Here is a 17,521-nt window from a genome sequence, read left to right on the forward strand (position 1 = left end):
CTTGCTACCGCGCTTGATGTGCCAGGAATTCCGTCAGGACACGGCCGGTGTGGGAATGATCGGCCAGGGTCATCACATGTTCCGGCGAGCCTTCGGCCACCAGTTGGCCGCCGCCCGTGCCGCCTTCGGGGCCCAGGTCCAGCAGCCAGTCGGCTTCGGCGATGACGTCCAGATTATGCTCAATCACCACCACCGTATTGCCGGCTTCCACCAGGCGATGCAGCACGTGGATCAGCTTTTCAACGTCGGCCATCGACAAGCCCACCGTCGGTTCGTCCAGCACGTAGAGCGTGTGCGGAATGCGCGAGGCGCGGCCGGTCTTGATCAGCCCGTCGGTCAGACGCGCCTTGGACAGCTCGGTCACCAGCTTGATGCGCTGCGCCTCGCCGCCCGACAGCGTGGGCGACGGCTGGCCCAGCGTCAGGTAACCCAGGCCCACGTCTTGCATCAGTTGCAGCGGGCGGTGGATCTTCGGATGCGCCGCGAAGTAGCCGATGGCGTCGTCCACTTCCATGGACAGCAGCTCGCCTGCGTTTTTGCCGCGCATCTGCACGCTGAGCGTGTCGCTGTTGAAGCGCGCGCCGTTGCAGGCGTCGCACGGCACTTTGACGTCGGGCAGAAAGTTCATTTCGATGGTGCGCATGCCCTGGCCTTCGCAGATGGGGCAGCGGCCGTCGCCGGTGTTGAACGAGAAGCGCGCCGCCGTCCAGCCGCGCATGCGGGCTTCGCGGGTGTCGGCGAACTGCTTGCGCACGTCGTCCCAGAAGCCCACATACGTGGCCGGGCACGAGCGCGGCGTCTTGCCGATGGGGGTCTGGTCCACTTCCAGCACGCGGTCGATGGCTTCCCAACCCTTGATGCTTTCGCAGCCGGCCCAACCCGGCGCCTTGCCTTGCGACACGGCTTGCATCAGATTGTCCAGCAGCACTTCGCGCGCCAGCGTGGACTTGCCGGAACCGGACACGCCGGTCACGACGCTCAGGCGGCCCACGGGGATCTTGGCGTCCACGCTGCGCAGGTTGTGCAGGCGCGCGCCACGGATTTCGATCATGGGCGTGTCGGCCTCGACCGGACGGCGGCCTTGCAGCGGATGCGCCAGCGGCGTCTTCAGATAGCGGCCGGTGATGGATTCCGGCGCGTTCATCACGTCTTCCACCGTACCTTGCGCCACGACCCGGCCGCCACGGATGCCCGCGCCGGGGCCGATGTCGATCACGTGCGAGGCGCGGCGGATGGTGTCGTCGTCATGTTCCACCACCACCAGCGTGTTGCCGTTGCCTTCCAGGCGCGCCAGCGCGTCCAGCAGGATGCGGTTGTCGCGCGGATGCAGGCCGATGGTGGGTTCGTCCAGCACGTAGCAAACGCCTTGCAGGTTGGAACCCAGTTGCGCGGCCAGACGGATGCGCTGCGCTTCGCCGCCAGACAGCGTGGGCGCGGCGCGGTCCAGCGCCAGGTAGTTCAGCCCCACTTCCTGCATGAAGTTCAAACGGCCGCGGATTTCCGTCAGGATGTCGCGGGCGATCTCGCCTTCGCGGCCGCGCGCCACCAGCCCGGTGAAGAAGGTGTGCGCGTCCGACACCGGCAACGACGCCAGTTCGGCAATGGACTTGTCGCGCCAGCGCACGGCGCGCGCCACACGGTTCAGCCGCTGCCCATCGCATTGCGTGCAGGCCTTGGCCTCGCCTTCATACCAGGCGTTCCAGGCGGTTTCCTCGCCGGTCTGTTCTTCGTCAAAGCCCTGCAATTGCAGGCCCGTGCCGTAGCAGCCCGTGCACCAGCCGTGCTTGGAGTTGTACGAGAACAGGCGCGGGTCGGGTTCGGGAAAGCTGGTGCCGCAAGACGGGCACGCGCGCTTGACCGAAAAATGCTGCTGCTGCAAATCGCTGTTCAGCGCTTCGTGCAGCTTGTTTACCGGCCATACCACCGACATCACGCCCTGGCCGTTTTCCAGCGCGCTCTTGACGGCGGCGCGCAGGTCGGCTTCGTTGGCCGGGTCCACCACCACGTCTGCCACGGGCAGTTCAATGGTGTGTTCCTTGTAGCGGTCCAGGCGCGGCCACGGGGCCACGGGAATGAACTCGCCGTCTACGCGCAAGTGCGTATGGCCCTTGGAACCCGCCCACTTGGCCAGGTCCGTGTAATAGCCCTTGCGCGCGGTCACCAAGGGCGACAGCAGCCCGATGTGCACGCCCTTGTGGTCACGCAGCAGGCGGGCCACGATCTGGTCCGTGTTCTGCGGTTCAACGGCCACGTTGCAATCCGGGCAGTACTGCGTGCCCAGCTTCACATACAGCAAGCGCAGGAAATGGTGGATTTCCGTCATCGTGGCCACGGTGGACTTGCGGCCCCCACGGCTGGTGCGCTGTTCGATGGCCACGGTGGGCGGAATGCCGAAGATGGCATCCACGTCCGGCTTGCCGGCCGGCTGCACGATGGCGCGCGCGTAGGCGTTCAGCGATTCCAGATAGCGGCGCTGGCCTTCGTTGAACAGGATGTCGAACGCCAGCGTCGACTTGCCGGAGCCGGACACGCCGGTGATCACGGTGAATTTGTCGTGCGGGATTTCAACGCTGATGTTCTTCAGGTTGTGCTCGCGCGCGTTGCGGATCTCGATCGCCATATTGCCTTGGCGACGCGCGCGCATCACGGACTGCAGCGGCGTGCCGTCGCCCGCGCCGGAGGCCACGGCGGCGTCGTTGTACACGGCGGTAGGCTCGGCAATGCGCGCGGTCAAACCGGCTTGCTCGACTTCTTGCGCGTCGATGTCGCTGGTGACCACCACGTCGGCCGGCAGGATGCTGACTTCGTAATCGCGCAGGGCTGCGCCCGTGTGCGACTTGGGGTTGTCCATCAGGTCTTGCGGCGTGCCCACGCCGATCAGCAGGCCGCCGGCGTCGCCGCCTTCAGGGCCCAAGTCGATCAGCCAATCGGCCGCGCGGATCACGTCCAGGTTGTGTTCGATGACCAGCAGCGTGTGGCCGGCGGCCAGCAGCTTGCGGAAGGCGCGCATCAGCCGCGCCACGTCGTCAAAGTGCAGGCCGGTGGTGGGTTCGTCGAACAGGAACAGGCTGCCCTTTTTGGCGACCTTGGCTGTGGAAATACCGCTGCGGGCGGCTTCGGCCAGGTGGCCAGCCAGCTTCAGGCGTTGGGCCTCGCCACCGGACAGCGTGGGCACGGGTTGCCCCAGCCGCACGTATTCCAGGCCCACGTCGGCCAGGGGCGCCAGGCCGGTCTGCACGTCGCGCAGGCCCTTGAAGAAGTCCAGCGCTTCGCTGACCGTCATGGCCAGCACTTCGTCGATGGATGCGCTTTTGCCCAGATGTTCGACACGCACTTCCAGCACTTCGGGGCGGAAGCGCTTGCCGTCGCAGTCGGGGCAACGCAGGTAGACGTCGGACAGGAACTGCATTTCGACGTGTTCAAAGCCGGTGCCGCCGCATGTGGGGCAGCGGCCGTCGCCGCCGTTGAAGCTGAATGTGCCGGCCGTGTAGGCGCGTTCGCGCGCCAGCGGGGCCTGGGCGAACAGCTTGCGGATGGCGTCAAAGGCGCCCACGTAGCTGGCGGGGTTCGAGCGCGCGGTCTTGCCGATGGGGGTCTGGTCCACCATGACCACGTCGGCGATCTGTTCGGCGCCCAAGAGGCGGTCGAACGCGCCGGGCGCTTCTGACGGCTTGCCCTTTTGCTTCAACAGCGCGGGGTACAGCACGTCTTGCACCAGCGTGGACTTGCCCGAGCCGGACACGCCCGTCACGCAGACCAGTCGGCCCAGCGGCAGTTCAACGGACACGTTCTTCAGGTTGTGCGCGTTGACGCCTTCCAGCAGCAGGCGCGGCGTGTTCGCCGCCACCGGCATGGGGCGCGGCGCTTCCACGCGCTGGCGCGCGCCCAGGTAGTTGCCCGTGAGCGTATCGGCCGCGCGCAGCTGTTTCGGCGTGCCGTCAAAGACGATGTAGCCGCCGCGTTCGCCAGGGCCGGGGCCGATGTCGATGATGCGGTCGGCGGCCACCATGACCTGCGGGTCGTGCTCTACCACCACCAGCGTGTTGCCGGCGTTGCGCAAGCGGTGCATGACTTCAACCACGCGGTGCATGTCGCGCGGGTGCAGGCCGATGGACGGCTCGTCCAGCACGAACAGCGTGTTCACCAGCGAGGTGCCCAGCGCGGTGGTCAGGTTGATGCGCTGCACTTCGCCGCCCGACAGCGTGCGGCTCTGGCGGTCCAGCGTCAGGTAGCCCAGACCCACGTCGCACAGGAACTTCAGGCGCGCGCGGACCTCGGTCATGAGCAGGTCGGTGGCGGCGTCCAGCGCGCCCGAGAACGACAGCCCGTCAAAGAAGCGGCGGACCCGTTCGATGGGCAGCAGCATCACGTCATGGATAGACAGGCCCCCGATGTTATTGAGTTGGTCGCGCGACCAGTTGGCGCCCACCGGCATGAAGCGCTGATAGCGGCCGTCTTCGGGCGGCAGCACGGTGTCGGCTTCTTCCTTGGTGCCCAGGCGCCACAGCAGCGCGTCGGGTTTCAGGCGCGCGCCGTTGCAGGTGGGGCAGGGCGTATAGCTGCGGTACTTGGACAGCAGCACGCGCACGTGCATCTTGTAGGACTTGGTTTCCAGCCAGTCAAAAAAGCGCTGCACGCCGTACCACTGATGCTTCCAGGCGTCGTTGCCGCCCTTCCAGTCGGGCGTGCCATAAAGCACCCAGCGCTTGTGTTCTTCACTCAGGCTTTTCCAGGGCACGCCCAGCGGCACGCCCGCGCGCGGCGCGTACTTTTGCAGTTCGTCCTGGCATTCCTTGTAGGACGGCGTGGTCCACGGCTTGATGGCGCCTTCCATCAAGGTCTTGTTTTCGTCGGGGATGACCAGGCCGAAGTCGATGCCGATCACGCGGCCAAAGCCCCGGCACGCTTCGCAGGCGCCCAGCGGGGAATTGAACGAGAAGCTGCTGGGCAGCGGGTCGGTGTATTCGATGTTGCAGTCGGCGCAGTGCAGGCGGTCGCTGTATTTCCAGATGTGCGCGTTGTCGCCGTCGGCGTTCACGACGTAGACGGCCAGGTGCCCGGCGCCCATGCGCAGCGCGGTGTCCAGCGCTTCCATGACGCGTTCGCGTTCGGTGCCGGCAAAGCGGAAGCGGTCTTGGATGACGTGCAGGATGCGGCGTTCTTCGCCGGCGTCCTTGGCGGCTTTCGCTTTCTTGGCGCCTTTGGCGGGCTTGGCGACGGTGGCGCGCGGCACGGCGGTTTCCTCGGCGTGCACGCGGGTGTAACCCTGCTGCTCAAGAAAGCCGCGCACTTCGTCTTCGGTGAAGTTGGCGGGCACGGCGATGGGGAACGTCACCACCAGGCGCGGGTCGCCGGCCACGGCGGCGCGTTCGGCAAGCGAATGGTAGATGGAGTCGGGCGTATCGCGCCTGACCACCTTGCCGCAACCCCGGCAGTACAGCCGGGCGCCGCGCGCGAACAGCAATTTCAGGTGGTCGTTCAGCTCGGTCATTGTGCCGACCGTGCTGCGCGAGCTGCGCACCGGGTTGGTCTGGTCAATGGCGATGGCGGGCAGGATGCCTTCGATGCGGTCAACCTGGGGCTTGTCCATGCGGTCCAGGAACTGGCGCGCATAGGGCGAGAAGGTTTCCACGTAGCGCCGCTGCCCTTCGGCGTACAGCGTGTCGAACGCCAGCGAGCTTTTGCCGGATCCCGACACGCCGGTCACAACGACCAGTTCGCCGGTGGCAAGGGTAAGGTCCAGGTTCTTGAGGTTGTTCTGGCGTGCGCCAACAATGCGGATTTGGGAGCTCATGGACGGTATCGTAGCCTGAGGTAGGCGCCTGCCCGAGCGATAACCCTTCGCTGGTTCCAAGCGCGGCGATATGGAATAATTGCCTATATTGTGAGGCGCGTGTCCATATTATGGACAAAACTAGGCGGTGTAGCTGTACAAATAAACAGTATCGCAGATTCGTCTGATATTCGTGCTGTTTGCCTTGCGAATTCTGCGGATTCATCAGCGCAGGCGTTGCTGATGGCGCATTGCCACATTTGGGGACGAACTTGTTGGAAACCAAGGTCGCGGGCGCCGCGGCGTTTGCGAAATTCATGGCGGTGCTGCAAGCCGTGGCCGATGCGCCCGAGCCTCCCACCGCCGCGCTGCTCGCGCGCACTTGCGGCTATCCGCGTCCCACCGTCTACCGCATCGTGGCGGCGCTGGCCGAGCAGGGCATGCTTACCGAGTCAGGCGGCGCCTATCGCCTGGGCACGCGCCTGATGTCGCTGGCCAGCCGCGCGTGGTCGCAATTTGACCTGCGCGCCGCCTTGGCACCCGACTTGCAGGCGCTGCGCGACGCTACCGGCGAAACCGTCCATCTGGCCGTGCCGGCGGGCCAGGAAATGATCTATATCGACAAGCTGGAAAGCCCCGGCCCGGTGCGTATGGTGTCGCGCGTGGGCTCGTCGGTGGCCTTGCATTCCAGCGCGGTCGGCAAGGCGTATCTGGCGGCGCTGGATGAGGCCACCCGTGAACGCCTGCTGCGCGGCCTGCCGCTGCCGGCGCGCATGCCCGGCACCGTCACCAGCCTGCCGGCCTTGCGTGCCGTGCTGGACGAAGCCCGCGGCCGTGGCTACGCCATGGACGACCAGGAAAATGAACCCGGTATCGTTTGCTATGGCGTGGCGCTGTGTGACGCGGCCGGCCGGCCCGTGGCAGGCGTCAGCGTCAGCACGCTGCTGTTCCGGCGGCAGCCCGAGCCGCAATCCGCCTATATCGATCCCTTGCTGCGGCTGCGCGATGCCGCCGTGGCCAAACTTGCCGTCTTGCCGGTGTCCGCCGGCGGCGCCTGACCGTCAGCCCCAGAGGAATTCCATGAACGCATCCGCTCCCCTCGCATCCAAGCTTTCCGCCCTGCTGGCGGCCCGGGTCGTGCCCGTGCTGCGCTATACCGATGCCGCCACCGCCGCCTATGCCGCCGAAGTGGCCGTGGCGGCGGGGTGCACCACCTTGGAACTGACCTGGACGATACCCGGCGTGACCGACCTGGTGCGCGCGCTGCGCGACAAGCACGGCTCCAGCCTGCTGCTGGGCGTGGGCACGGTGTTGGACGAAAACCAGGCGCGCGAAGCGCTGGTGGCCGGCGCCGACTTCCTGGTGTCGCCCGCCTTGGCCACCGACATCGTCGACCTGGCCCATGCCGCCGACGCCCTGTGCCTGCTGGGCGCCTTCACCCCCACCGAAGTGCTGGCGGCTCGCCGCGCGGGCGTGGACGTGGTGAAGGTGTTTCCGGCCGACACCGGCGGCCCCAAGCATCTGGCCGCGCTGAAGTCGGTTTACCCCGACACCATCTTCTGCCCCACGGGCGGCATCACGCAGGACAATATGGGCACGTATTTCGCGGCCGGCGCCGGGCTGGTGGGCATCGGCAGCAATCTGTATGACAAGGCCGCGTTCGCCGCGCGCGACACCGCCGCCCTGGTGGCGCAAATCACTCGCACCCGAGAGGCCGCCCATGGCTGACTTCGACTTCGACATCGTCGCGCTGGGCGAGCCCCTGGTTGAACTGAACCAGACCGAAAAGGGCCAACAGCAATACCTGCAAGGCTTTGGCGGCGATACGTCCAACGCCGTCATTGCGGCGGCCCGCCAGGGCGCGCGCTGCGCCTACCTGACGCGAGTCGGCAGCGACGCCTTCGGCGCGCAATTCCTGGACCTGTGGAAAACCGAAGGGGTGGATACCTCGGGCGTACAAAGCGACGACGACGCTCATACCGGCCTGTATTTCGTGCAGCACGGACCGGACGGCCACGCCTTCAGCTATCTGCGCCGGGGTTCGGCCGCCAGCCTGATGACGCCGGCCTTGCTGGACAGCGGGTTGATCGAGCGCAGCCGCTTCCTGCACGTGTCGGGTATCAGCCTGGCCATCAGCACCAGCGCCTGCGACACGGTATTCGCGGCCATCGAACGCGCCCATGCCGCGCAAACGCAGGTCAGCCTGGATTCGAACCTGCGGCTGCGCTTGTGGCCGGTTGACCGCGCCCGCGCCATCTTGCGCGAAACCATGCGCCAGGCCGACCTGTTCCTGCCCAGCATGGACGACATGCAGTACCTGACCGGCAACAACGACCCTGAACGCACGCTGGACTGGATCCGTGACGGCGGCGCGACCGGCGTGGTGGTGTTGAAGCTGGGCAAGGACGGTTCCATCATCGACGATGGCCAGACGCGCACGCCGGTGGCTGCCCTGCGCGTGGACGCGGTGGACGCCACCGGGGCGGGCGACTGCTTCGCGGGCAGCCTGCTGGCAAGGCGCTGCCAGGGCGATAGCTGGGAAGACGCGGTGCGCTACGCCAACGTCGCGGCGGCGTTGTCCACGCTGGGCTATGGCGCGGTCGACCCGTTGCCGCGGGCTGAACAGGTTCGGGAACGGCTGAAATCGCCAGGCGGCTGAACACCGTCCGGCAGGAAGAAGCGGTAACGGGGACAGGTTCAGTTCCGATCCTGATCGTCCCTTTTCCCTGCCATTGGCGCAGCCTTTGAATTTCAGGCTAAAATGCCAAGTTATCCGAATTTTTTCCGCCAGCCAGATTTCCGGTTGTGCGGTGACTTTTTTCCGCAAAATCAACAGGAGAATCAACATGGCTGAACGCAAACGCGTGCGTCGTAACACCCTGGAACGCCGTTGCCTGGGCAAGGCCTTCAAGCGCTTGTTCGTCAAGTCGCCCAAGGGTGTTTTCAAGATGCTGGAAAAGATCAAGCGCGTCTAATCAACGCTCCTGGTTTTGAAAAATCCCCGCAGGGCTCGCGCCTTGCGGGGATTTTTCTTTGTGGAAACGCTGCGGCGTTTCGCGTCAACCGCCCGCCGGCCCCAGTTTCGGGGTGATGAAATCCATGAACGCGCGCGTCTTCGCGGGTTGGATGCTTGACGGGAACACCACGTAGATCGAGATCGGGTCCACGGACCAGCCCGGCAGCACCCGCTTGAGCGAGTTGCGTTTGATGATCGGATCCAGCGCCTGGCAATGCGGCATGCGCGTAATGGCCAGGTCCAGCCCGGCCAGCATGCCGGCAATGCTCATGTTGTTGGCCGCCAGGTGGCCGCTGACCGGCACCACTTCGCTGACCGAGCCGTTGTGCAGCGTCCAGTTCGAATGGGCGTCGTCGATGGTGGTGCGCAGGCACTGGTGTTGCGTCAGTTCGCCGGGTGTCTTGGGTTCGCCGTGGCGTTCCAGGTAGCGGTCGGACGCATACAGGTAGTTGTCCAGCGACACCAGTTCCTGCACCACGGCGCCGGTCGGACGCCCGGAGGCGCCATTGCCATTGCCCGGGTCGATCGCGCCCGTGGAAAAATCCGAGTCCCGGCCAAAGCGCAGCACCACGTCAAACGGCGTGCCTTGGGCGTCGGACGCGGTCATCATGCTCAGGTCGAATTCGCATTCCACGTCCGGGTAGCGGTCGGTGAAGTCCTTGATGGTTTCGGGCAGCAGCCAGATCGCCAGGCTGAAAGGCATGGACACGCGCAGGTTGCCCGACGGGCCGCCCGACAGTGACAGCAGTTGTTCGTGCGCCAGCCGCGCCTCGTCAATCAGCCCTTGGCAGCGGCGCATATAGGCCGCGCCCGCCTCGGTCAGGTCCAGCCGGCGCGTGTTGCGGTTGATCAGCCGCAGGCCGATGGCGCGTTCCAGTTCGCTGATGCGCCGCGACAGCGTGGACGTGGGCATATCCAGCGCGCGCGCCGCCAGGCTGAAGCTCTTGCGCTTGGCCACCTCTACGAACAAGGCGATGTCATTGAGCTGGACGGTCGAAGCTTCCATAGGCATTCCGGTTTTTTGGCCGCACGAGTTTACGCCACTCCCGTCGGTGCCCTCATTCAAAAAAAACGTGATTGCTGCCCAAAAAATCCACGGGTTGACAGATTTGATTGCAAATTTGCATGCCGTGGCATCGGTTAGGCTGGGCATATCCCCTACACTTCAGGCGAAAAGAAGCAGACCAAGACCGCAGCGGTGGCATGAAGATCGCAAAGGGGCACAGCAGGCATGACCGATACACCAACGTTTTTCACCGTTCTGACGCCCACCTACAACCGGGCGGGCACGCTGCACCGGGTGTATGAATCGCTTTCCCGCCAGACATTCAGGGACTTCGAATGGGTGGTGGTGGATGACGGTTCCACCGACAACACGCACGAGTCGATTCTGGCCTGGCAGGCGCGCGCGGATTTTCCCATCCGCTATATCTGGCAGAACAACCAGCACAAGAAAACCGCCTTCAATCGGGGCGTGCGGGAAGCGCAAGGCCAGATGATCGTGGCGCTGGACAGCGATGACGAAATGCCGCCCGATGCGCTGGCCATCTTCAAAGAAGCGTGGGACGCCATCCCGCCCGCGCGCCGCGAGTCCTACGTGGCGATCACGGGCCTGTGCGCGCGTCCCGATGGCAGCATCGTGGGGGACCGTTATCCGCAGGACGTGTTCGACAGCACGGCGGTGGATGTGTATTTCCGGTATCGCATCAAAGGCGAAAAATTCGGCTGTATGCGTACCGACGTCCTGCGCAAATACCCCTTTCCCGAAGACGTCGCGGGGTTCGTGCCAGAAAGCCTGGTGTGGTGGGCGGTGGCGCGCGCGGGCTATCTCAGCCGCTTCATCAACCGCGTGGTGCGCACGTATCACGACACGCCGGGCGGCCTGTCACAAGGCGCCGTCTCGGTGGGCAGCAACGCACAGGGCCTGTATCTGCTGGCCTGGGACATGCTGCAGCACCACCTGGAATTCTTCCGCTACCGGCCGCGCGAATTCATCATGGCGGCCGCGCGGTACACGCGCTTTCGCCTGCACCTGAAGCACTCCGGCGTGCCCACGGCGGTGGGCGCGTACCGGCTGACCAACCCCATGGCGACGTTCATGGTGGCGGCGATGTGGCCCTTGGGCTATGCGCTGTACCGCCGCGACCGACGCCGCGGCGTGGCTTAGGGCGCAGTGGTCGCAGTGGGTGCGGTGGGTACGGCAGGCGCAGGCGCGCCATGTCCCAGGCCCAGGTACACCTCGACCACGCGCGGGTCCACCGCCACCTCGGCGGCGGGGCCCTCCAGCGTGACGGCGCCCGTTTCCAGCACATAGGCGTAGTCGGCCACTTGCAGCGCCGCGCGCGCGTTCTGCTCGATCAGCAAAATCGAAACGCCCATCTCGCGCAGCCGCGCAACGATGTGGAACACTTCGCGCACAATGCGCGGCGCCAGCCCCAGGCTGGGCTCGTCCAGCATCAGCAACCGGGGTTTGGCCATCAGCGCGCGGCCCACCGCCAGCATCTGGCGTTCGCCGCCTGACAAGGTGCCAGCCAGTTGGGCATGGCGCTCTTGCAGGCGCGGAAATAGTTCATAGACTTCCGCCAGCGTCTTGTCCTGGTCGCGCACCCCGCTGCGAAAGCGGTGAAAGCCGCCCAGCATCAGGTTGTCTTCCACCGTCATTTCGGCGAACAGCTCGCGCTTTTCAGGCACCAGGTTCATGCCGGCCGCCACCATTTCCTCGATCTCGGCATGTTCTTGCGGCTTGCCGCCGAAGACGATGCGGCCGGTGGACGGCAGCACGCCCATGATGGCCGACAGCAAAGTGGTCTTGCCCGCGCCATTGGGGCCGATCACGGTCACGATCTGGCCTTCGCCCACCGTCAGGCTGACGCCCGATATGGCTTCCACCTTGTCGTAGGCCACGCGCAGGTCGCGCACTTCCAGCAGATTCGCGCTCATCATTCCACTCCGCCCAGATAGGCTTCAAGCACCGCGGGGTTGTGCTGGATCTCGGCGGGCAGGCCCTCGGCGATCTTCTCGCCGAAGTCCATCACCACCACCCGGTCCACCAGGCCCATCACGAAGTCCATGTCGTGTTCAACCAGCAAGATGGCCATGCCCTCCGCGCGCAGCTTCTTCAGCAGGTCGGCCAGTTCACATTTTTCTTGATAGCGCAGCCCGGCCGCGGGTTCGTCCAGCAGCAGAATGCAGGGGTCCGACGCCAGCGCGCGCGCAATTTCCAGAATGCGCTGTTGGCCCAGCGCCAGCGAGCCGGCTTCGTCGTGCAGGTGCTTGCCCAGCCCCACCCGCTCAACCTGGCGCGCGGCTTCGGCCAACAGGCGCGCCTCTTCGGCCCGGTCCAGGCGCCAGGCGGCCGGCAGCACGCCGCGATGACCGCGCAGGTGCGCGCCGATGGCCACGTTTTCCAGCACGCTCATGCGGCCCAGCAAGCGCACGTGCTGGAAGGTGCGGGACAGGCCCAGCCGTGCGATCTTGCGCGCGCCCGCGCCAGCCACGGACTGGCCCAGCAGCGTCACTTGCCCCGACGTGGGCGTGTCCACCCCCGAGATCTGGTTGAACATGGTGCTCTTGCCCGCGCCATTCGGGCCGATCAGCGCCAGGATTTCGCCTGCGCGTATCTCCAGGTTCATGGCGTTGTTGGCGACCAGGCCGCCAAACTTGCGCGTCACGTCCACCGCCTTCAACACCACCTCGCCGCGCGCCGGCATGGGTTTGCGCGGCAGCGGTTCGGCATCCATGTCCAGGCGGCGCACGGGCTTCTTCACGCGGATCCAGCGCGTCAACAGCGGCCACAACCCGGTGCGGGCGCGGTGCAGCAGCAGCACCATGCCGAAGCCGAAGACGATGACTTCAAAGTTGCCCGTCTGGCCCAGCACCTTGGGCAACCAGTCTTGCAGCCATTGCTTGGCCACCGTGAACACGCCCGCGCCGACCAGCGCGCCCCAGACCTGGCCCGCGCCGCCGATAACGGTCATGAACAGGTATTCAATACCCATCTGCAAGCCGAAGGGGTTGGGGTTCACGAAGCGCTGCATGTGGGCGTACAGCCAGCCCGATGCGCAGGCCTGCAATGCCGCGATGATGAAGATCACCATGCGCGAACGCGCCGTGTCCACGCCCATGGATTCCGCCATCACGCGCCCACCCTTGAGCGCGCGGATGGCGCGGCCTTCGCGCGAATCCAGCAAGTTCTGCGTGGACCAGACCGCCACCAGCAGGAACGCCCAGATCAGGTAATAGATGTTGCCGCCGTCATGCAGCGACCAGCCGAACAGGCTGATGGCGGGAATGTCGGGAATGCCGGTGTGGCCGCCCAGTCCTTCGACGGAGCCGAAAGCGAAGTACAGCGACAAGCCCCAGGCAATCGTGCCCAGCGGCAGGAAATGGCCGGACAGCTTGAGCGTGATCGCGCCCAGCAAATAGGCGATGACCAGCGTCAACACCAGCCCGGCCAGCAAGGTCAGCCAGGGCGAGGCGCCCAGCCATGCCAGCCACGACGGCAGGGAGTCGGCGCGCGTGGTCAACAGCGCCGTGGTGTAGGCGCCCACGCCCACGAAGGCGGCCTGGCCGAAGCTCGTCAAGCCGCCCACGCCGGTCAGCAGCACCAGGCCCAGCGCCACCAGCGCGTACAGCCCGATATAGTTCAGCAAGGTCACATAGAACGGCGGCAGGGCCAACGGCCCCAGCGCCAGCAGCGCCAGGAACACGAAGAGGATGATGCGGGGATTCATTCGTCTTCTTCCTCGACGTGGTGGCTTTTCAACGAGCGCCAGAGCAGCACGGGAATGATCAGCGTGAAAACGATGATTTCCTTGTAGGCGCTGGCCCAGAACGACGAGAACGCTTCGATCAGGCCGACCAGCACCGCGCCGGCCGCGGCCAGCGGGTAGCTGACCAGGCCGCCGATGATGGCGCCCACGAAGCCCTTCAGGCTGACCATGAAGCCGGAATCGAAATACATGGTGGTGATGGGGGCGATCAGGATGCCCGACACCGTGCCGATCAGCGCGGCCAGAAAGAACGTGGCGCGGCCCGCGAAGATGGGCGAAATGCCCATCAGCCGCGCGCCCAGCCGGTTGAATGCCGCCGCCCGCAAGGCCTTGCCGTACATCGACCGTTCAAAGAACTGGTACAGCACGATGATCAGCAGGGCCGACACCGCCACCACCCAGAGCGCCTGGCTGTTGACGTTGATGGGCCCCAGCGCCAGGCTGGCGTCGGAGAACGGCGCGGTGCGCGCGCCCTCGGCGCCGAAGGCCAAGAGCCCCAGGCCCACCAGCGCCAGGTGCACCGCAATGGACACGATCAGCAGCACCAGCGTCGAGGCCGAGGCAATCGGCTGGTAGAACAGCCGGTACAACTGCGGCCCCATCGGCACCACCAGCAACAGCGTCAACAGGGCCTGCACGGCCATCGGCAGTTGCGCCAGCGGCAGCCGGTACAACAAGGCCGCCAGGATCAGCGGGTAGATCGCCTTAGCCGCGATGCGCCAAAGCCCACGGGACCGGCCCGGGCGCTTGGCCCGGGCCATGAGGTCGGCCACGGCTTCGGCCAGCGCGAACGCCAGCAGCAACCAGACCAGCAGCACGGGCTTGCCGGCCTGGATGGCCGCCATGGTCAGCGCGCCGAAGGCGACGAACTCGCCCTGGGGGATGAACAGCACGCGGGTAACGGTGAAGACCAGCAGGATCGACAACGCCAACAACGCATAGATCGCGCCGTTGGTGATGCCGTCCTGCCCGAGTATCAAGGCGATCTGAGCATTCATGCGAAAAGGTCCAAGCCGTTACTTCACCAGCGTCCAGTTGCCGTCTTTGACGGTGATGAGCTCGCGGCCGCGGTCATCGAAACCGCTGTGGTCGGCGGCGCTCATGTTGTAGACGCCCTGCGTGCCCACCAGCTCCTTGGTTTGCTCCAGTGCGTCGCGCAAGGCGCTGCGGAATTCCTTGGTGCCCGGTTTGCCGGCTTTTTCCGCGATGGGCACGGCCTTTTCCAACAGCAGGCCGGCGTCATAGACGTTGGCGCCGAAGGTGGCGGGCTTGGAGCCGTTCAGCTTTTCGTACGCGGCGATGTAGTCGGTGGCGACTTTCTTGGACGGGTTGCTGTCGGGCATTTCCGGCAGCACCAGCATCAGGCTGGCGGCCAGCACCGTGCCTTCGACCTTCTTGCCGCCCAGCTTCAGGAAGTCGGGCAAGGCCGCGCCGTGGGTCTGGTAGAACTTGCCCTTGTAGCCCTGATCGAACAGCGTGGTTTGCGGCAGCACGCTGGCGGCGCCGGGGGCGGCCACCAGCACGGCGTCGGGCTTGGCGGCCAGGATCTTCAGCGCCTGGCCGGTTACCGAGCTGTCAAAGCGCAGATAGCGTTCGTTGGCGGTGATCTTGATGCCCTTGGCGGCGGCCAGACCCGAGAAAACCTTGTACCAGTTCTCGCCGTAGGGGTCGTTCAAGCCGATGAAGCCCACCGTCTTGATGCCGGTCTTGGCCATGTGGTCGACCAGCGCGCGGGCGATGATGTCGTCGTTCTGCGTGGTCTTGAACACCCACTTCTTCTGTTCGTTCATGGGCAGCACCACGGCCGCCGTACCCACCGGCGCCAGCATCGGCACGCCGGCTTCGGCGGCGAACTGGATCACGCCCATGGCGTTGGGCGAACCCGACGGGCCGATCAGCGCGTCCACGTTCTGTTCCGAAATCAGCTTCTTGAATGCCGTGACCGAGTTGGTGGAATCGCTGGCGTCGTCCAGCGAGATGTATTCCACCGTCAGGTCGCCAATTTTCTTGGGCAGGAGCGGCACGGTGTTCTTCTGCGGAATCCCGACCAGGGCGGTCGGGCCAGTGGAAGACGTGACGACGCCGACCTTCATTTGCGCCAACGCGGGCAGGGCGAACAGGGCGGCAACGGCGGCGGCCGTGACCAGGGGGAGTTTCTTCGACAGCATGGCAAAACCTCCGGATAGGGAGCAGAGTGGGGGTGCAGCTGAAAAGCGGAGAAAACAGAAACAGCGGGAACGCGGGAATTACTTGTTGCTTAAAATTTCTAACCTGCAAGGATCAGCACTGTAGACGGGCTCTGGGTGCTTACCTATCCGTCAAAACCCGAAGCAAGCATTGCGCGCAGCCCGCTCAGATGGTGATGGAGCTGACGCTGGCGCCACCACAGACGAACAGCGTCTGGCCGGTAACGAAGCTGTTGGCCGGGTCGGCAAAGAACATCACGGCGCGCGCCACGTCGTCGGATCGGCCCAGGCGCTTGACCGGAATGCCGTTGGCCAACTGCTTTTCGCGTTCGCTGCCGGGTTCGATCACTTCGTAGAACATGTCCGTCTGGATGGGGCCGGGCGCCACCACGTTGACCGTGATGCCGTAAGGGGCAAGTTCCAGCGACCAGGTGCGCGCCATGCCGACCATGCCGGCCTTGGTGGCCGAATAGGCGGTGCGGGTAGGCAGGCCCAGCGCGCCGCGCGACGACATCATCACAATGCGGCCGAAATGGCGTTCCTGCATGCCGGGTAGCGCCGCCTGCACCAGGCTGATCGCCGCGCCCAGGTGAATCTGGGTCAGGCCGTGCAGTTCTTCCTGCGTGACTTGCGGCAGCAGATTCGGCCAGATCACGCCCGCGTTGTGGATAACGTGGCTGATGGGGAATTTGGCGGCCGCTTCCTGGCCCGCTTGCGCGGTGGCCTCGGCGTCCAGCAGGTCCACCTGCATGTTGTGCAGGCGCGGGTGGCTGAAGTCGGCGGCGCGGCGCGCCATCGAAATCACTTCATAGCCGGCATCCAGCATGCTGCGGCAGATCTCGGCGCCAATGCCGGCGCTGCCGCCGGTGACCAGCGCTACGTGTGGTTGAGTCATGCGTGTCCTTGGTTACGTTGCCGTCTTCGTCAGGCTCAGGCTTTCGGCGCCAGCGCCAGCACGCGCAGCGGGCTGCCCGAGCCGCTGCGGATCTTCAGCGGGGCCGAGAAAATCACCGCGCCGGTGGGCGGCAACTGGTCCAGGTTGGTCAGGCATTGCAGGCCATAGCGGTTGTTGCCGTGCATGTAGTAGTGGCAGGGGTAGGGCGGGTTCAGGTGATGGGCCTGGCCGGCGTCGGTGCCCACGGACTCCGTGCCGAAGCCGTGCACGTCGCGCTCCTTGATCAGCCAGGGCACCACGTCCGCGTCCGGCCCCGGCGAATGCGCGCCGTCTTCCTGCATGTTCAGGTATTCAACCGGCTTGGCGCGCTTGGACCAGTCGGTGCGCATCAGCACCCACGAACGCGCGGGGATGCGGCCATGCTTCTCTTCCCAGGCCTTGACGAAGTCGATGGTCAGGAGAAAGTCGGGGTTGTCGCGGGCCTCGGCGGAACAGTCGATGACGCAGGCGCTGGCAATGAAGGCGTCGATGGGTATGGTGTCGACGGTGTTGTCAGGCTGGTCCTTGCCGCTGACCCAGTGGGCGGGCGCGTCGAAGTGGGTACCCGTGTGTTCGGAACACGAGAAGTTGTTCCAGTACCAGGCGGGGCCGCGCTCGTCATAGCGCGAGATTTCTTCCATGCGGAAGGGCCAGGCCTGGCCGAACTCCGGCGGCAGCACGATGGTGGGGAATTCCGGCGTCAGCGTCTCGGTCAAGTCCACCAGGCCGATGCGGCCGGTGACGAGTTCCGTCATGAATTGGGCAAGAATGTTCTGGCTCATGCTGCGGCTCCTGGGTGTGGGCGCGTCGCTTGCGCGATGCGCCGGAGGGAATCTGGGG

At 65.5% G+C, this 17,521-nt stretch carries 13 protein-coding genes; 5 read left to right on the top strand and 8 right to left on the bottom strand.

The window, feature by feature from the left end; translation table 11 throughout:
- Positions 1-4 precede the first annotated feature (4 nt).
- The gene (uvrA, locus tag ELS24_RS05340; RefSeq protein WP_127183602.1) at positions 5-5,794 is read right to left on the bottom strand and encodes an excinuclease ABC subunit UvrA; all 5,790 of its coding nucleotides are present in this window, start codon (positions 5,792-5,794) and stop codon (positions 5-7) included.
- Between the two features lie 251 nt (positions 5,795-6,045).
- Between uvrA and ELS24_RS05345 the strand changes: the two genes are divergently transcribed.
- The 4 genes from ELS24_RS05345 to ELS24_RS31495 all read left to right on the top strand — a co-directional run bounded on the left by ELS24_RS05345 (position 6,046) and on the right by ELS24_RS31495 (position 8,748).
- Positions 6,046-6,831, top strand: coding sequence for an IclR family transcriptional regulator (locus ELS24_RS05345; protein ID WP_127183603.1), 786 nt, complete (start codon positions 6,046-6,048; stop codon positions 6,829-6,831).
- Positions 6,832-6,853: 22 nt separating this feature from the next.
- A complete protein-coding gene (locus tag ELS24_RS05350; RefSeq protein WP_050448944.1) occupies positions 6,854-7,501 on the top strand; it encodes a bifunctional 4-hydroxy-2-oxoglutarate aldolase/2-dehydro-3-deoxy-phosphogluconate aldolase in 648 nt (215 codons plus the stop codon).
- Complete coding sequence (locus ELS24_RS05355; protein WP_127183604.1) at positions 7,494-8,432, top strand: sugar kinase; 939 nt, start codon at positions 7,494-7,496, stop codon at positions 8,430-8,432. The genes ELS24_RS05350 and ELS24_RS05355 overlap by 8 nt, the downstream gene beginning before the upstream one ends.
- A gap of 187 nt (positions 8,433-8,619) precedes the next feature.
- On the top strand, positions 8,620-8,748 hold the full coding sequence (locus ELS24_RS31495; RefSeq protein ID WP_006226408.1) for a hypothetical protein: 129 nt from the start codon (positions 8,620-8,622) through the stop codon (positions 8,746-8,748).
- An 84-nt stretch (positions 8,749-8,832) separates the two neighbouring features.
- Here the strand turns inward: ELS24_RS31495 and ELS24_RS05360 are convergent, their stop codons facing one another.
- Positions 8,833-9,795 carry a LysR family transcriptional regulator gene (locus ELS24_RS05360; protein ID WP_127183605.1) on the bottom strand — a complete coding sequence of 321 codons (963 nt, stop codon included), beginning with the start codon at positions 9,793-9,795 and terminating at the stop codon, positions 8,833-8,835.
- Between the two features lie 225 nt (positions 9,796-10,020).
- On the opposite strand from ELS24_RS05360, the gene ELS24_RS05365 reads away from it, so the two are divergent.
- Entirely contained in the window at positions 10,021-10,956 is a 936-nt protein-coding gene (locus tag ELS24_RS05365; protein ID WP_050448941.1) for a glycosyltransferase family 2 protein, read from the top strand.
- On the opposite strand, the gene ELS24_RS05370 is transcribed toward ELS24_RS05365, so the two are convergent.
- From ELS24_RS05370 to ELS24_RS05395, 6 genes are all read right to left on the bottom strand, one after another.
- Positions 10,953-11,729 (bottom strand): ABC transporter ATP-binding protein, encoded by a 777-nt coding sequence (locus ELS24_RS05370; protein ID WP_127183606.1) that lies wholly within the window; start codon positions 11,727-11,729, stop codon positions 10,953-10,955. The two genes, ELS24_RS05365 and ELS24_RS05370, sit on opposite strands and share 4 nt — an antisense overlap.
- Positions 11,729-13,522, bottom strand: a complete 1,794-nt coding sequence (locus ELS24_RS05375) for an ABC transporter permease subunit (RefSeq protein WP_127183607.1) — start codon at positions 13,520-13,522, stop codon at positions 11,729-11,731. Before ELS24_RS05375 ends, ELS24_RS05370 begins: the two co-directional genes overlap by 1 nt.
- Complete coding sequence (locus tag ELS24_RS05380) at positions 13,519-14,559, bottom strand: branched-chain amino acid ABC transporter permease (protein WP_100852972.1); 1,041 nt, start codon at positions 14,557-14,559, stop codon at positions 13,519-13,521. The genes ELS24_RS05375 and ELS24_RS05380 overlap by 4 nt, the downstream gene beginning before the upstream one ends.
- Before the next feature lie 18 nt (positions 14,560-14,577).
- Complete coding sequence (locus ELS24_RS05385; protein WP_050448937.1) at positions 14,578-15,729, bottom strand: ABC transporter substrate-binding protein; 1,152 nt, start codon at positions 15,727-15,729, stop codon at positions 14,578-14,580.
- 184 nt (positions 15,730-15,913) lie between these two features.
- Positions 15,914-16,642: an SDR family NAD(P)-dependent oxidoreductase gene (locus tag ELS24_RS05390; protein ID WP_050448936.1), complete on the bottom strand. Its 729-nt coding sequence runs from the start codon at positions 16,640-16,642 to the stop codon at positions 15,914-15,916.
- Positions 16,643-16,677: 35 nt separating this feature from the next.
- On the bottom strand, positions 16,678-17,463 hold the full coding sequence (locus ELS24_RS05395) for a cyclase family protein (protein ID WP_100852969.1): 786 nt from the start codon (positions 17,461-17,463) through the stop codon (positions 16,678-16,680).
- Between the last annotated feature and the right edge of the window lie 58 nt (positions 17,464-17,521).

The sequence above is a fragment of the Achromobacter spanius genome (assembly GCF_003994415.1).
GTDB classification, from domain to species: Bacteria; Pseudomonadota; Gammaproteobacteria; order Burkholderiales; family Burkholderiaceae_B; genus Achromobacter; species Achromobacter spanius_C.

What these genes read in the sequence shown, in the direction of transcription:
- uvrA (WP_127183602.1), bottom strand. Translation starts at nt 5,794, where the DNA reads ATGAGCTCCCAAATCCGCATTGTTGGCGCACGCCAGAACAACCTCAAG.
- ELS24_RS05350 (WP_050448944.1), top strand. Translation starts at nt 6,854, where the DNA reads ATGAACGCATCCGCTCCCCTCGCATCCAAGCTTTCCGCCCTGCTGGCG.
- ELS24_RS05355 (WP_127183604.1), top strand. Translation starts at nt 7,494, where the DNA reads ATGGCTGACTTCGACTTCGACATCGTCGCGCTGGGCGAGCCCCTGGTT.
- ELS24_RS31495 (WP_006226408.1), top strand. Translation starts at nt 8,620, where the DNA reads ATGGCTGAACGCAAACGCGTGCGTCGTAACACCCTGGAACGCCGTTGC.
- ELS24_RS05360 (WP_127183605.1), bottom strand. Translation starts at nt 9,795, where the DNA reads ATGGAAGCTTCGACCGTCCAGCTCAATGACATCGCCTTGTTCGTAGAG.
- ELS24_RS05365 (WP_050448941.1), top strand. Translation starts at nt 10,021, where the DNA reads ATGACCGATACACCAACGTTTTTCACCGTTCTGACGCCCACCTACAAC.
- ELS24_RS05370 (WP_127183606.1), bottom strand. Translation starts at nt 11,729, where the DNA reads ATGAGCGCGAATCTGCTGGAAGTGCGCGACCTGCGCGTGGCCTACGAC.
- ELS24_RS05375 (WP_127183607.1), bottom strand. Translation starts at nt 13,522, where the DNA reads ATGAATCCCCGCATCATCCTCTTCGTGTTCCTGGCGCTGCTGGCGCTG.
- ELS24_RS05380 (WP_100852972.1), bottom strand. Translation starts at nt 14,559, where the DNA reads ATGAATGCTCAGATCGCCTTGATACTCGGGCAGGACGGCATCACCAAC.
- ELS24_RS05385 (WP_050448937.1), bottom strand. Translation starts at nt 15,729, where the DNA reads ATGCTGTCGAAGAAACTCCCCCTGGTCACGGCCGCCGCCGTTGCCGCC.
- ELS24_RS05390 (WP_050448936.1), bottom strand. Translation starts at nt 16,642, where the DNA reads ATGACTCAACCACACGTAGCGCTGGTCACCGGCGGCAGCGCCGGCATT.
- ELS24_RS05395 (WP_100852969.1), bottom strand. Translation starts at nt 17,463, where the DNA reads ATGAGCCAGAACATTCTTGCCCAATTCATGACGGAACTCGTCACCGGC.